Origin of the sequence: Paenibacillus brasilensis (genome assembly GCF_009363115.1) — a bacterium.
Taxonomy (GTDB): Bacteria; Bacillota; Bacilli; order Paenibacillales; family Paenibacillaceae; genus Paenibacillus; species Paenibacillus brasilensis.
Genome location: NZ_CP045298.1, coordinates 3,043,980 through 3,057,592, shown reverse-complemented (window position 1 = coordinate 3,057,592; position 13,613 = coordinate 3,043,980). Strand labels below are relative to the sequence as shown.

General features: G+C 50.2%; 13 protein-coding genes and 1 riboswitch. Of the genes, 4 read left to right on the top strand and 9 right to left on the bottom strand.

Features of this window, described 5'->3' with window-relative positions; all coding sequences use genetic code 11:
• Positions 1–510: 510 nt before the first annotated feature.
• Positions 511–663 (top strand): hypothetical protein, encoded by a 153-nt coding sequence (locus GCU48_RS26950; protein ID WP_010348453.1) that lies wholly within the window; start codon positions 511–513, stop codon positions 661–663.
• Positions 664–847: 184 nt separating this feature from the next.
• Here GCU48_RS26950 and thiC read toward each other — a convergent pair whose 3' ends face one another.
• The gene (thiC, locus tag GCU48_RS14390; protein ID WP_152380451.1) at positions 848–2,668 is read right to left on the bottom strand and encodes a phosphomethylpyrimidine synthase ThiC; all 1,821 of its coding nucleotides are present in this window, start codon (positions 2,666–2,668) and stop codon (positions 848–850) included.
• Between the two features lie 185 nt (positions 2,669–2,853).
• Positions 2,854–2,966: riboswitch (TPP riboswitch) on the bottom strand.
• 96 nt (positions 2,967–3,062) lie between these two features.
• Complete coding sequence (locus GCU48_RS14385) at positions 3,063–3,806, bottom strand: IclR family transcriptional regulator (protein ID WP_152380450.1); 744 nt, start codon at positions 3,804–3,806, stop codon at positions 3,063–3,065.
• Between the two features lie 298 nt (positions 3,807–4,104).
• Between GCU48_RS14385 and GCU48_RS14380 the strand changes: the two genes are divergently transcribed.
• On the top strand, positions 4,105–5,142 hold the full coding sequence (locus tag GCU48_RS14380) for an alpha/beta hydrolase (RefSeq protein WP_025721518.1): 1,038 nt from the start codon (positions 4,105–4,107) through the stop codon (positions 5,140–5,142).
• 230 nt (positions 5,143–5,372) lie between these two features.
• A complete protein-coding gene (locus GCU48_RS14375) occupies positions 5,373–6,737 on the top strand; it encodes a Fe-Mn family superoxide dismutase (protein ID WP_152380449.1) in 1,365 nt (454 codons plus the stop codon).
• Positions 6,738–6,804: 67 nt separating this feature from the next.
• On the opposite strand, the gene GCU48_RS14370 is transcribed toward GCU48_RS14375, so the two are convergent.
• The 7 genes from GCU48_RS14370 to GCU48_RS14340 form a co-directional block, all read right to left on the bottom strand.
• Positions 6,805–7,650: a lipoate--protein ligase family protein gene (locus GCU48_RS14370; protein WP_152380448.1), complete on the bottom strand. Its 846-nt coding sequence runs from the start codon at positions 7,648–7,650 to the stop codon at positions 6,805–6,807.
• Positions 7,651–7,797: 147 nt separating this feature from the next.
• Positions 7,798–8,391, bottom strand: coding sequence for a GTP cyclohydrolase I FolE (folE, locus tag GCU48_RS14365; protein WP_010348447.1), 594 nt, complete (start codon positions 8,389–8,391; stop codon positions 7,798–7,800).
• A gap of 54 nt (positions 8,392–8,445) precedes the next feature.
• Positions 8,446–8,700 (bottom strand): YneF family protein, encoded by a 255-nt coding sequence (locus tag GCU48_RS14360; RefSeq protein ID WP_007428770.1) that lies wholly within the window; start codon positions 8,698–8,700, stop codon positions 8,446–8,448.
• 107 nt (positions 8,701–8,807) lie between these two features.
• Entirely contained in the window at positions 8,808–10,556 is a 1,749-nt protein-coding gene (gene queG / locus GCU48_RS14355) for a tRNA epoxyqueuosine(34) reductase QueG (protein WP_152380447.1), read from the bottom strand.
• 103 nt (positions 10,557–10,659) lie between these two features.
• Entirely contained in the window at positions 10,660–11,097 is a 438-nt protein-coding gene (rnhA, locus tag GCU48_RS14350; protein WP_025721507.1) for a ribonuclease HI, read from the bottom strand.
• A 93-nt stretch (positions 11,098–11,190) separates the two neighbouring features.
• Positions 11,191–11,775: a signal peptidase I gene (gene lepB / locus GCU48_RS14345; RefSeq protein WP_152380446.1), complete on the bottom strand. Its 585-nt coding sequence runs from the start codon at positions 11,773–11,775 to the stop codon at positions 11,191–11,193.
• 133 nt (positions 11,776–11,908) lie between these two features.
• Positions 11,909–12,334 (bottom strand): GNAT family N-acetyltransferase, encoded by a 426-nt coding sequence (locus GCU48_RS14340; protein WP_025721503.1) that lies wholly within the window; start codon positions 12,332–12,334, stop codon positions 11,909–11,911.
• Positions 12,335–12,860: 526 nt separating this feature from the next.
• Here GCU48_RS14340 and GCU48_RS14330 point away from each other — a divergent pair.
• Positions 12,861–13,475 carry a superoxide dismutase gene (locus tag GCU48_RS14330; protein ID WP_094156343.1) on the top strand — a complete coding sequence of 205 codons (615 nt, stop codon included), beginning with the start codon at positions 12,861–12,863 and terminating at the stop codon, positions 13,473–13,475.
• The last annotated feature ends 138 nt before the right edge of the window (positions 13,476–13,613 follow it).

Genomic DNA, 13,613 nt, shown 5'->3' with positions numbered 1-13,613 from the left:
CAACGGATGAATAGCCAAAGGAATTTGCTGACTCTAGCTGTCAAAATACGCTTACAACCAGTTCATGGTATCTACTTACAAACCTAAAGTCAATATAACTTTGACACTTTAATTCGCCACCAGACTGCCTTAATCCCAGCTACAAGGCTTCACAAAATTCGATTGCACTCGCTCCAAAGTACAAAATAGTGACGAAACCAAGCCATTTCGACAAAAAAACACAATCCCGACTACTAAACTAAGAAAGCGGGCCTCTAGCCCTTATTTTGGACCTAGGCATATCCTCCCTCAAAATGACTATCCTCCTAATACACATTTTGGACGCATACGACCATCTTCCTGTTTTATGTCAAAAGCGTTTTACTTTGAAAAAATGCGGGTATAATGATTGCAATCTTACCAAGCAACCTACATGGCATTACGACATCAAGTACATACAAATAGTCCTATACAGACGTCCTAAGCAACTCAATCTGAATTTGACAAAATGGAATTGGAGGAACAAACCACATGAATACAATGAACTTAACTGTACACACCCTGATGCCCTTTCACCACCAATACCAACGTGCCAACGCGGTGAGCATGCAGAAGAAAGAAGATAGCTCGGAGAAGAAGCTCAGCTTTCAGGATATTTTAAATGAGAAAATGGGTAAAAAATAAAGCAGCCTTTTTTCGGTTACTCCATCTTGCTTTGACATAAGCTCAAAAGCCGTGTTTCCCTACATCGTCTGTAGAGAAACACGGCTTTTTTGGAGTATTTACATTCGGACGCATAAGCGACGATCCTCACTTAGCTTGCCAGCGTGAGTAATCCGGCTTCCCAATAGGTTGACTCACTTCCAACCTATTGCCCCGCATCCCGGTATTGCTCTGCCTTTTCACGCATCCCGGCAGCTACAGCCTCTTCTGTATTCAGCCCCTTGTCTGCCGCATAGGCGCGAATATCCTGCGTAATCCGCATGCTGCAGAATTTGGGACCGCACATCGAGCAAAAATGTGCTTCCTTGGCCCCCTCCGCCGGTAGCGTCTCATCATGGTAGGATAGAGCACGCTCGGGATCGAGGGAAAGGTTGAACTGGTCGCGCCAGCGGAACTCAAAACGCGCCTTGGATAAGGCATCATCCCGTTGTTGCGCCCGTGGATGGCCTTTCGCCAGATCGGCAGCATGTGCCGCAATTTTGTAGGTAATAACCCCTTCACGAACATCATCCTTGTTCGGCAGACCCAAATGCTCCTTTGGCGTAACGTAGCACAGCATCGACGTCCCGAACCAACCGATCATGGCTGCTCCGATGGCCGAGGTAATATGATCGTAGCCGGGCGCAATATCCGTCGTGAGCGGTCCCAAAGTGTAAAAAGGAGCTTCCTTGCAAATTTCCATTTGCAAATCTACATTCTCCTTGATTTTGTGCATTGGGACATGCCCCGGACCTTCGATCATGACCTGGACATCATGCTTCCATGCGATTTGTGTTAGCTCACCCAGTGTTTCCAGCTCTGCAAACTGCGCTTCATCATTCGCATCATAGATGCTGCCCGGACGCAGGCCATCCCCGAGGGAAAAGGCGACATCGTATGCTTTCATGATTTCGCAGATTTCCTCAAAATGCGTGTACAAAAAGTTCTCCTGATGGTGGGCAAGACACCAAGCCGCCATAATCGACCCGCCTCGGGAGACAATTCCCGTCATTCTATTCGCTGTCATCGGAATATAGCGCAGGAGCACGCCCGCATGGATTGTAAAATAGTCTACACCCTGCTCCGCCTGCTCAATCAGGGTATCGCGATACAGCTCCCACGTCAGTGCCTCAGCTTCGCCGTTTACCTTTTCAAGCGCTTGATACAGCGGTACCGTTCCAATCGGCACTGGAGAATTCCGGATGATCCATTCACGCGTCGTATGGATATTACGGCCTGTGGACAGGTCCATGACCGTATCCGAGCCCCAGCGCACAGCCCAGGTCATTTTCTCCACTTCCTCCTCAATGGAGGATGTAACCGCCGAATTGCCGATGTTGGCATTGATCTTCACGTGAAAATGACGTCCAATGACCATCGGCTCATTTTCCGGGTGATTGATATTGGAAGGCAAAATCGCTCGTCCCGCCGCCAGCTCCTGTCGCACAAACTCGGGCTCCACCCCTTCACGAATCGCCGCAAATTCCATCTCGGGTGTAATGATTCCCTTCCGAGCATAGTGCATTTGCGTCACCGTTCGCCCTTGCGACGCGCGAAGCGGACGATGGGTCACGCCGGGGAATTCCGCCGTCTCCCGCTTGGAACCAGGCTTCAGCCCGTTGTCCTCCGGCTTAACTGTGCGTCCCTCGTAAGCCTCGACATCGCCCCGTTCCAGCACCCAAGCCCGTCGAAGCGGAGGCAGTCCCCGTCGGATGTCCACCTGATAGGCTTCGTCCGTCATCGGACCGCTTGTGTCATACACACGCAGCGGCTCATGATGCTCTGTACCCTGCGCCGTATGTGTCGGGTGCAGCGCGATTTCACGCTCTGGCACGGCAATGTCCGGCCGCGAGCCTTGAATATACACCTTGCGGCTCCCTGGAAAGGGCTTGACCCCTTCCGCTTGCTCTGCACTTGTCTTCTCTGAACCTGTCTTTCCTGCCACTGCTGCCTTCATTTCAGTTCCTTCTGTTTCCGTCGGTTTCATTGTCCGTTCCTCCCGTTTCGATGAAATGACACACCGATCCGGAACCATTCCCAGGGTGGCTGATCTATGCAAAAAAAGCCGGTTCCCCAGGGAACCGGCTAATCTAACGAGGAGCTGTCCAAAAAGTGCGCACGTGGAATCATTATATTCCAATATGCCGTCTTGGGCAGCAGCTACGTATACATTTCAATGGCCGATTACTTCCCTACGCTGGTATGATCCAGATCAGGTGCAAAGGGTCCGGAATCCTGTACGATTCCATCTCAGCCCGGCATTACAGGCTCCCCCAGTAAATGTGATTCTTCGATTTGCATGAGGCGGCGATAACAGACCTCCCGCCATCCTCATCAGATTACTTTAAATTTACTGCTTTGGCAACCCCACTCTGGTCCTGTTACGGAAGCATAAGCCCCATTTCCTTCGCAGCTTCGATCAAAATTGGGGCAAAATCATGCAACGTCTCAGGTGCAAGTCGGCTGACCGGACCAGATACAGACAAAGCCGCAGCGACCTGTCCCTTCCGGTTCACCACAGGCGCAGCTACAGCGGCAGCGCCTGGCTCCCGTTCTTCATAGCTGGTTGCATAGCCCTTCTCACGAATGTCCTGCAGCTGAGCTTTATAGACCTCCGGGTCTACGGAGGACGGCCATTCATCCCCCCTGAGTAGAGCTTCCAGCTCCTGCGGTGGCATAAAGGCTGCCAGCACCTTGCTGGAAGCCCCTACAGCCAGCGGCATACGCGCACCCACAGGCGCAACGCGGCGGATCGCCTGGTTGCTCTGAACGGCTTGAATGCGAATACGCATACTGCCGTCCCGCAAGTACAAGCTGACCGTCTCACCCAGACGGTCACGCAGTCCTTCCATCGCAGGCTGCAGCAGCACTGCCGGCTCATCACTTTGTGACAGATGGGTGGACAGCTCCCATATGCGGAAGCCGAGCCGGTATTTTTCGGTTGCGGCATTCCGAACGACAAAGCCACGATCCTCCAACGTAGTCAGCAGCCGATGAACCGTGCTTTTATGTAGCCCAATTTTGGAGGCAATCTCCGTCAGGCCAAGATCCGAATCTGCGGTAAAACACAGCAATATATCAAGCGCACGCTCCACAGCGCGAACGGTTAATTTACGGTCTTCCATCGTGAACCGCTCCCCTTGCATCCATTTTCGTTTCACACCTTGAAACATGGTTACATAAATTATATAGAATACCCGCGGCTACTGTAAACCAATGTTTTTGTGACAGCTATATTACAAAAGAAGAACAAACATCGACAATTCTTTGCGTCATTTTTACTTTTCAGGCTCAGACGTTGACTTTGGATAATCCCCATCATACGATAATAGGTATCAATATGGACATACACTATCATTTTCAAGTGAATTTGTACCTAAATTCCATAGCATGAAGTTCAATTTTATATAAGGAGGCTCTTACATGATTTCGACATCCCAGCGCAGCTCTCAGCTACAAACCGCTGTTCAGGAGCCGTCCATTCCACGGATTAATCCCCGTCTGCTGCGGTTCAAGCACATTGTGATTGCGCTGCTGCTATCGGTCGTATTTTTTCTGCTGTTTTGTTTTATTGCCCTACATGCCTACATCGCATGGGTACTGACGAATCCAACCGTGGCACCGCTGTACTCTAATCCGATGCAGGCGAAGGGAATGCCCTATGAGGAGGTCAGCTTCCCTGCCAAGGACGGCAGCCGCATGGTGCAAGGCTGGTATATCCCGGCGAATCAATCGCGGAAAACCATTATTTTCAGCCATGGGTATGGGGCCAATCGCGAAGAAAGCTGGATTCCCATGTATGACCTGGCACATTATGCTCACCGTTTAAACTTTAATGTGGTTATGTTCGATTACGGTTTCGCCTCTCAAAACAGCAAAGCAGTCGCGACCGGAGGCAAAGCGGAATCCCAACAGCTTCTGGGGGCGATCCAGCTTGCGAAGCAACGCGGCTCGTCGGAGATTATCGTATGGGGCTTCTCGATGGGGGCAGGAACCGCCCTGCAGGCGGGCTTGCAAACCAAGGATGTGGACGCGATGATTTTGGACAGCACCTTCCTGCTGGAGCCCGATACGCTGTACCATAACATTCATAATCAAATTAATCTGCCACGCCATCCGTCTTTGGAAATTCTGGAGCTGCTGTTTCCAGTTTTGAACGGCACCAGCTTGCATCAAATTCCATATCAAGAGGTTAAAAAGGAAAACTATCCGTTCCCGATTATGTTTGTGCATGGTACGCAGGACGAAAAAGCTCCTTATCCCATTGCGGAAAAGCTCGCTGCCAATCAGACCAATCCGCTTTCCAGTGTGTGGATTGTCAAAAACGGGCTGCATGAGCTTATTTTCAGAGAGCATCCACGTGAATATTTGCGGCGGGTATCGACGTTTTTAAGCAATGTGCAGGAACTGGAGGACAAGAAGACCATCGCTAATGCGAATAAGCCAACGACTGCGAAGTAAGGAATTGATATAGAGAAGCCTGATGATGGACACTTCACTCGTGCCGTGGTCGGGCTTCTTTTTCTGCATCCCAATCGGCATTCATGATTCTGCATGGCATGTGATATCTGGCGGAAAGAGTTTATAGACATATTCCCTACGAGAGGTCGAATATACTGGGTACGTATGCATCCGGGGCAGATTCTTTCTTCAAACCGGAAAGCCATAGTGGGATACGGGAGGTAAAAACAATGCTGAGTACTTATGGGGCTTTTCTGCCCTTACGCGTGCTGGAGGAAATCCGGCATTGGAAGCAGCAGGAAAGCTGGCATGTGGAAGTGATTAAGTCCGCTACTGAGGGGCTTGAGCCTGCATATGTGCAGCTGCTCGATGATTGGCGAACTGTATTTGAACAGACTGAACGCGCTGCTGTTGAGCTGCTTGAAGAGCAGCGAAGCGTCCACGCTCACGCAGGTCAGTCGTGGAAGCACTCATGGGATCAAAAATCGGCTGCTCCACAAGCGCACACACACGAACTGGCTAAACCATCAGGACAGTCAAGGGAATGGGATGATGCCTCATCATCTGGAGAGGTGCCATCGCCAGAGACTGCCTCACAAGATCTGCATCGTCGGCTGGACGGATTGCTGCAGACTGCAAATCGCCAGTCACAGGAGTATGTGCGCCAGCTCGGCCTGCTGAGCGAGCACAGTCTTGCGTTACGGCAGCAGCCCAGATCCGCCGGAATTGTGCTGCATGCGGCCCATGAAAGCCAATATTTCCTGATCTCCACTACACCCTTTCAAGAGCCTGGCTCCATCGCCAGGGCCGCTGGGTTGTATCATGCGTCAGCCGAGGGTGAGCACTACCCTGAGGATGCGTTTCGAGAACGACAGGCGGGCATAAGGGGAGAAGGCACATGGGCGGCTAAAGGCGTCCAGTCCGGTCAGGCGGAGCCTTCGGCAACGGAAAAAGCTTCCCCCGGCCGCCCGGTTCCTATTGGGGGACATCGGTTGCCACCGCTCCCTTATCCCTACAATGCGCTTGAACCTTACATTGATGAAAAAACGATGCGTATTCACCATGACAAGCATCATTTGAGCTATGTGAATGATTTGAATAAAGCAGAGAAAAAGCTGGAAGAGGCCCGCAAAACAGGTAATTTTGACCTCGTAAAGCACTGGGAGCGGGAGCTGGCGTTTAATGGTGCAGGCCATTATTTGCATACTCTTTTTTGGACGATTATGAGTCCTCAAGGCGGCGGAACACCAAGCGGGCCGCTGGCTGAGCAGATCAAAAAGGATTTCGGCAGCTATGAGGCATTCAAAAAGCATTTCAGCTCGGCGGCCGAGAAGGTTGAGGGCGGCGGCTGGGCGATCCTGGTGTGGAGTCCACGTGCAGGACGGCTTGAAATTTTGCAGGCCGAAAAGCACCAGAATCTGACTCAGTGGGAGTCCATTCCGCTGCTGGCACTTGATGTGTGGGAACACGCCTATTACTTGAAGCATCAAGCTGAACGCAACAAATACATCGAGGATTGGTGGCATGTCGTCAACTGGCCTGAGGTGGAAGAACGCTATGCTCAAGCCTCCAAGCTGAAATGGCAGCCCTTCTAAGCTAATTGCCATGTGAGTTAGTGAGTTAGTGAGTTAGTGAGCTAGTGTGCTAAATCCATGCTCTACCTTACACTTGTGAATCGTATCGTTCTCTAAGTGCAGCTATCTGTTCTGACAATCCTTGCGGTTGTACCAACGAGCCATCGACAGGTAAAATCGTAGTCCGGCTTTCGATCACCCGGCGCAGAGATGCTGTATAGGCCTCAACAGATGGCACTCCAGCCAGCTCTGCCAGGCTGCCCATCGTTGCCGGATTTACCCGCGGATAATCCGGCTGCGGCACGCCCGCCTTCGTATCTCCGGCTGCCGCCGTATAAAACTGCTGCACCGCCTGTGCACGCTCCGCACCACTGCCCTCAATCATCACGAAAGCCGTGATGATATACGCCTTGGCTTGACGCCGCTGCGCAATGCCGCAAAACTTGCGGCCACGAACGCTGACATCGTAATCACCGGGACAGAAGGACCCGGTGATTTCCCCGGTCTGCGCCTCGGCAGACCACGGGGCCAGCGCATCGGCAATCAGCCCCGCCATGAGCCGGAAATCCTCATGCAGGCTGATCGCGTGCTGCGGATTCGGCAGGATCAGGGACAGGTTCAGTACCCCCCTGTCCAGCATGACGGCTGCTCCGCCCGAGGGGCGCACGCACACCGAGATTCCCGTGCTGCGCACATGCTCCATCGCCTGCGGCGCGTATGGAAGCCTGCGGTCGCGGTGACCGATGACCAGCGCAGACGGATGCCGCCACAGATGCAAAATAGGCGCAGCCCCTTTTCCAACTTGCCGACAGGCCAGCTCCTCCCAGGCCAGCGGAGACAAAACATCCATCTGGGTAAGCGCAAGCGGCGCTTCAAGCCATTGCAAATCAGGCAAAACGGTTGTTTTTTCTGTTGAGCTATGTACGTTCTCCATACGTTATCCCCTATCTTAAAAAAACTGTTATCCAAAGGCTAATCGTAATATTTGGCGTTCACCTAATCCCATGTTAGCAAAAAAGGGTGGCTACGCCTATGCGTAAACCACCCTTTTTGTATCGCCTGATCGTCGCGCCCTGTTCGATCACTCCTTGATCAGGGACAGGAATTCTGCGCGCTGTGCTGCATCATTACGGAATGAGCCGCGTACCGCAGACGTTACCGTTTTACTGCCCGGCTTTTTGACACCTCTTGCACACATACACAGATGTTCGCCTTCTACAACCACCATTACCCCGTGAGGAGAAACCGTTTCATCCAGAATATCCGCGATCTGTGATGTAATCCGCTCCTGAACCTGCAAGCGGCGGGTCACAGCCTCTACCAGACGGGCAAGCTTGCTCAATCCTACAATTTTGCCACTGGGTACATAGCCGATATGCACTTTTCCGAAGAAAGGAGCCATATGATGCTCACACTGGCTGTAATAGACGATGTCCTTCACAATCACAAGCTCCTCGTGATTCTCGTCGAATGTCACACCCAGCGCATCCCGGGGATCAACCTCATAACCCGCAAATATTTCCTCATACATGCGCGCTACGCGTGCCGGTGTTTCCAGCAGCCCTTCACGCTTGGGGTCCTCACCGATCAGTTGTAAAATCTGCTCCACATGATACTCGATTTTATCCCGGTTATCCGCAGCTTTGCGGTTAATATAATCTTTTACGCCAGCCACAGTAATCCTCCTCTATGCAGCAACCTCATGCGACATCCGTGCTCACGTTGCTCATTATTTCCGACGGCCCTGATTTTTACGCGCACCAGGCTGATTTTTGGAGAACTGCTGGTTCTTCATCATCTGCTGAGCCCTCTGCATTTGTTTTCCATTCAGGTTGTATCCCATCTGCTTGGCCATTTTTTGCAGCGTTTCAGGGTCGTTCTGCATCTTCTCAAGCTGCTTGCGAAGATAATAAGCACCGATGAAAAATCCCCCAACCAAACCAACAATCAGGGTAATAATCGGAATGACAATATTCCACACCACGAAGTCGTCACCTCTGTATATTTATATGAAACATCATGCATTACACACGAACCTATCATAGCAAAACATGGGACAGCTAGCAAATCACAATTTGCAAACATATGTCCTTATTCTTTTTCCAAATTCAGCAGCTTTGTCTTGACTTGCAGACCCCCTGCATAACCGACAAGGCTTCCGGTTGCACCTGATATCCGGTGACATGGAATCAGAATGGGCAGCGGATTTTTGTTGCTCGCATCGCCGACTGCACGTACGGCTTTGGCACGTCCGATGGACTCTGCAATATCCTTGTAGGAGACGCTCTGTCCATACGGAATATTTTGCAGTGCACGCCATACCTGCTCTTGGAAGGGAACCCCTCTCAAATCAAAGGCTATACTGAATTCCCGTCGTTCTCCGGCAAAATATTCACGCAGTTGATCCGCGGCCTCGCGCAGTTTTTCCGGTTCCTGCACGTAGACATATTCCCCGATCCATGTCCGGGCCCATTGCTGAAGCAGTGCCTCCTTCGCATAAAAAACGCCAAACTCTATTCGGCACAGCCCCCGATCCGTTGCACACAACGTCAAAGTGCCCACAGGTGTCTCCATTTCATCATAGTAAATGGTGGTTGGACCCTGTGAATCCACGGCCGTTGCTTCTGAATTTGATAATTCAGAGACCTTTTGCTGTTCTGCTTGCTGTTGCTCCTCCAGTTTGGAATGCGCCTGCGCGATCATTTCGCGTACTTGCTCATGTTGTTCCTTCTCTGATGCTTGCTTGATCGCTGTCATAGCGTTTTCTCCTCCTATTCGGCTCAAAGCCCAAGCCGCCGTGCCCCGAAGCTCGGGGCGTGGATCATCCAACAGAACCTCCGTCAGCTTGGGTACGGCACTGATATCCTTGAAATTGCCCAGCCCGATAATGGCATTGCGCTGAATTGGCTTTTTCCCCCGCCAGGCTGCCGCGCTTTGACCAAATCGTTCCTTGAATTCACGATTGCTCAAATCCAGCAACGGCAGCAGCAGTGGCTTCACAATTTCGGGATCGGGAGTAAGCTCAGGATGATGGTTCCAGTTAAGGCCCCGATTTTTGGGACATACCATTTGGCAGGTATCACATCCGTACAACCGATTCCCTATTTTCAGCATAAACTCTTCATCCAGAAAGCCTTTCGTTTGTGTCAAAAAGGACACACACCGCTGGGCGTTCAGCTGCCCCGGTCCCACAAGCGCGCCCGTAGGACACGCATCCAAGCATTTGGTGCATTCCCCGCAGCCGTCCGTGACGGGTTCATCTGGTTGAAAAGGAATGTTCGTCAGCAATTCACCCAGATAAATCCATGATCCGAGCGTCGGTGAAATCATCATTGTGTTTTTGCCGCTAAAGCCGATACCCGCGCGTTCCGCTACAGCTCGATCCGACAGTTCTCCGGTATCCACCATGCTTTTCAGCATCGCATCAGGCACTCGCTCGCTTATAAAGGCCTCGAGCTTCTCCATCGCCTCGCGCAGCACAAGATGATAATCCTTCCCCCAGGCTGAGCGTGCCAAAATACCACGATACTTGCCCTTTTCCGACTTCGGCGGATTCTTCATTTTAGCAGGGTACGCCACCGCAATGGCAATCAGGGATGCTGGTTGTGAACCATACAGCTCCGGATAAATCCGTTTATGAATATCCGGCTCCTCAAAGCCGGATTCATAGCCTTTGGCCCGATGCTCTTCCAATATAGCTTTCAGAGACAGAAAGGGGTCGGCGGATGCGAACCCGATGGAGTCGATACCCAGCCCCGGAGCTGCCTCAATGATTTCCTGCTTGAGTGATGCCCAGGTCGAGGCGGTTCCGGCAGCCGTTGGTACTAATCCGCGTTGCATCCGATACTCACCTCTCTTTCATTCCTTCGTACGTAATCACTTGTTATGAGGAATTTGCAATCATCCTCTTATCTCAAATTTCAACAGAAAACAGCTCCAGATGCTACCGTAAATTTTTAACAGCGCTGGTCGCCAGAAAATCACAGCGATTGTTCAGCTCGTTGTCACTGTGCCCCTTCACCTTTACATATTCAACCTCATGCTTGCCCATCAGTTCCCACAGTTCTTCCCACAGCTCTTTATTTTCAACAGGCTGATTTTTACTGTTGCGCCAGCCGTTACGAAGCCAATTCTTAATCCAGCCCTGTTTGAAGCAATTGACGACATAGGCAGAGTCACTGTGAACTTTGACATGACAAGGCTCCTTGAGCAGCTTCAGCGCTTCGATCACAGACTTGATCTCCATGCGGTTGTTTGTTGTCATTTGCTCGGCTCCGGACAGTTCCTTGCGATGCTCTCCATACAGCAAAACGACGCCCCAACCCCCAGGGCCCGGGTTTCCCGAACATGCGCCGTCGGTATATACCATCACTTCTTTCATATTCCTCTTCCTTTCCTGATTCGCAACCGTCTGCTCCGTCATGATCCTGATCGGTTCACACGCGTTCCGCATTGATTTCAAACTATCGTTGCTCTATAGCCATTTCCAACCAGATATCGGCCAAAAAATAAACTCCGCACGCCCCAGCAAATCCTGGGATTTAATGCTGCCGAAATAGCGGCTGTCCTTGCTTGCGGCAGTATGGCGGTTATCTCCCATGACAAAAAAGTGACCCGGCTCCACCGTAAAAGGGCCGTAATCACCATCCTCCACCCTGGAGTTGGTGTAAGGCTCATTTAGCAGCTCACCGTTCACATACAAGCGATTATGTTCCACCCGAATCACATCTCCGGGAGTGCCTATCACTCTTTTCACTAAAAATCTCGGGTTGGACGACTTGGAGTCGGGATCTTTTAAAATCACGATGTCTCCCCTGGCCGGATCATGAAAATTGTAAACCAGCTTGTTAACGAACAAATGCTGGCTCTCCATGAGTGTCGGCTGCATCGAATGTCCCCTGACCGTGGACAAATTAAACACGAACAGGTTCAGCAGCAGCAAGACGATCAGCACAATCAGAAGGGTAACCAACCAATCGCGTAAGTAACCAGCGCGACCTGTCTGCTTGGATGTTTCCGGTGAAGGAAGCGGGCCTGACGAAGGAGCCAAAGCGTCCATAATATACCTCCTTAACCCTGTTATAAATAGAAAAGCATATCCCGTACCCGATTGCAACGGTTACTCAGATATGCTCTAATTGGAAATATTAACTTTAAAAATATTCAATTCTCTTTATATCAATGAGTGCCGTTTAATGAGGAGCCAAAATACTAAGCTTCTGAAAAGCCTGTAAAATCTGGTTTGCTCCATAGCCCATTGCTTCATACAAAGGCATGGCCGCGCTGTTATGCTTGTCCCCGGCTACTAAAATGCGGCTAACTTTACGTTGTTGGAAACGTTGCTCCATGGCCTCCACAAGCGATTTCCCAATACCCATTCGACGATGATCGGGGTGAATAGCAATACGATAATAACAACCATGATTCTGATCTATCGTGCCAATCAGGGCACCAACAATCTCTCCCTCATCTTCCGCAACGACGATCAAACCGGAATCCCACGAAAGCTGACGGGCAAAAGCACCCACCGTCTCCTTGTAGCACTCCTCTGACAAAGCAACTTGCATGAGTTCGGTTACTGGATTCACATCACTTAATTGAAAGGAACGAACGTGCATAAGTAATATCTCCCTTTTCGTAAGCTTAATAAAAAAATGAGACAACGCCGTCATTTTTACATAAATCCTTAAAGTTCTTAGCATGGTGTTAATCACAAGGCATTATGATAAAAATGCATACGATCTGCTATATATGAAATAAAGAACAGGAAAAGGGTGTAATGCCCTCAAATTCGTCAGGTCCAAAAGACATGACAAAGATATAGCAGACGACAAAAAAGCCGAAATTTCTGCTTCCTTGATCATTAAACCACACTTTTAACAGGAATACATCCCTTTTTCTCATGTAAGCGCTGTATATGTAGCGTTTACATTTTTGTATCTTATAATTTCCTTCATATTACCTATATTTTGTGTATTCCAGTCAGGTTTTTGGACATGCTAGCTATCAGGTCGTATTTCCCAGTTTGCTATTTTACAAACAAAAATGTTGATAAAATAGCCTGAATGCGGTTTAATATAACTGTAGAGGGTATTATTACATAGGAATACCTTACCCAACCATATAACCAGGAGGGATTTTATTATGGCATTTCAATTACCAGAACTTCCTTATGCAAAAGACGCACTGGAACCGCACATTGATGCACTGACAGTAGAAATTCACCATGATCGTCACCATAACACATATGTAACGAACTTAAATGCAGCTCTGGAGAGCGCTCCTGAACTGCAAAGCAAAAGCCTGGAGGATCTGATCTCCAATCTGGACAGCGTTCCTGAAAGCATCCGCACTGCGGTTCGCAATAACGGTGGCGGACACCATAACCACAGCCTGTTCTGGGAAGTTATCGGTCCTAATGGCGGCGGACAACCGACGGGCGCTATTGCTGATGCCATCAACAACGAGCTGGGCGGCTACGACAAATTCAAAGAAGACTTCACTAAAGCAGCTACAACACGCTTTGGTAGCGGCTGGGCTTGGCTGGTTGTCGGCAAAGACGGCAAACTGGCAATCACTAGTACTCCTAACCAAGACAGCCCACTGTTTGAAGGTCTGACTCCGGTACTTGGACTGGACGTTTGGGAGCATGCTTACTACCTGAAATATCAAAACAAACGCCCGGATTACATTGCAGCATTCTACAATGTTATCAACTGGGATGAAGTAAACAAACGTTACGCGGCAGCAAAGAAATAAGCCAGTAACACATTCACTACTCTATAATAAAGGCTGTCTCCAAAGTAGAATTTCTACGAGTGAGACAGCCTTTTTCAATTTAAATGGATGGACAGAAGCCCCCGTCCATTAAGTCGAACAGGAAGCGCAAGAAGATGC

Coding starts and splice junctions, on each gene's coding strand:
- GCU48_RS14330 (WP_094156343.1), top strand. CDS start 12,861: ATGGCATTTCAATTACCAGAACTTCCTTATGCAAAAGACGCACTGGAA.
- thiC (WP_152380451.1), bottom strand. CDS start 2,668: ATGAAACCGACGGAAACAGAAGGAACTGAAATGAAGGCAGCAGTGGCA.
- GCU48_RS14340 (WP_025721503.1), bottom strand. CDS start 12,334: ATGCACGTTCGTTCCTTTCAATTAAGTGATGTGAATCCAGTAACCGAA.
- GCU48_RS14375 (WP_152380449.1), top strand. CDS start 5,373: ATGCTGAGTACTTATGGGGCTTTTCTGCCCTTACGCGTGCTGGAGGAA.
- rnhA (WP_025721507.1), bottom strand. CDS start 11,097: ATGAAAGAAGTGATGGTATATACCGACGGCGCATGTTCGGGAAACCCG.
- GCU48_RS26950 (WP_010348453.1), top strand. CDS start 511: ATGAATACAATGAACTTAACTGTACACACCCTGATGCCCTTTCACCAC.
- queG (WP_152380447.1), bottom strand. CDS start 10,556: ATGCAACGCGGATTAGTACCAACGGCTGCCGGAACCGCCTCGACCTGG.
- GCU48_RS14385 (WP_152380450.1), bottom strand. CDS start 3,806: ATGGAAGACCGTAAATTAACCGTTCGCGCTGTGGAGCGTGCGCTTGAT.
- lepB (WP_152380446.1), bottom strand. CDS start 11,775: ATGGACGCTTTGGCTCCTTCGTCAGGCCCGCTTCCTTCACCGGAAACA.
- GCU48_RS14370 (WP_152380448.1), bottom strand. CDS start 7,650: ATGGAGAACGTACATAGCTCAACAGAAAAAACAACCGTTTTGCCTGAT.
- GCU48_RS14380 (WP_025721518.1), top strand. CDS start 4,105: ATGATTTCGACATCCCAGCGCAGCTCTCAGCTACAAACCGCTGTTCAG.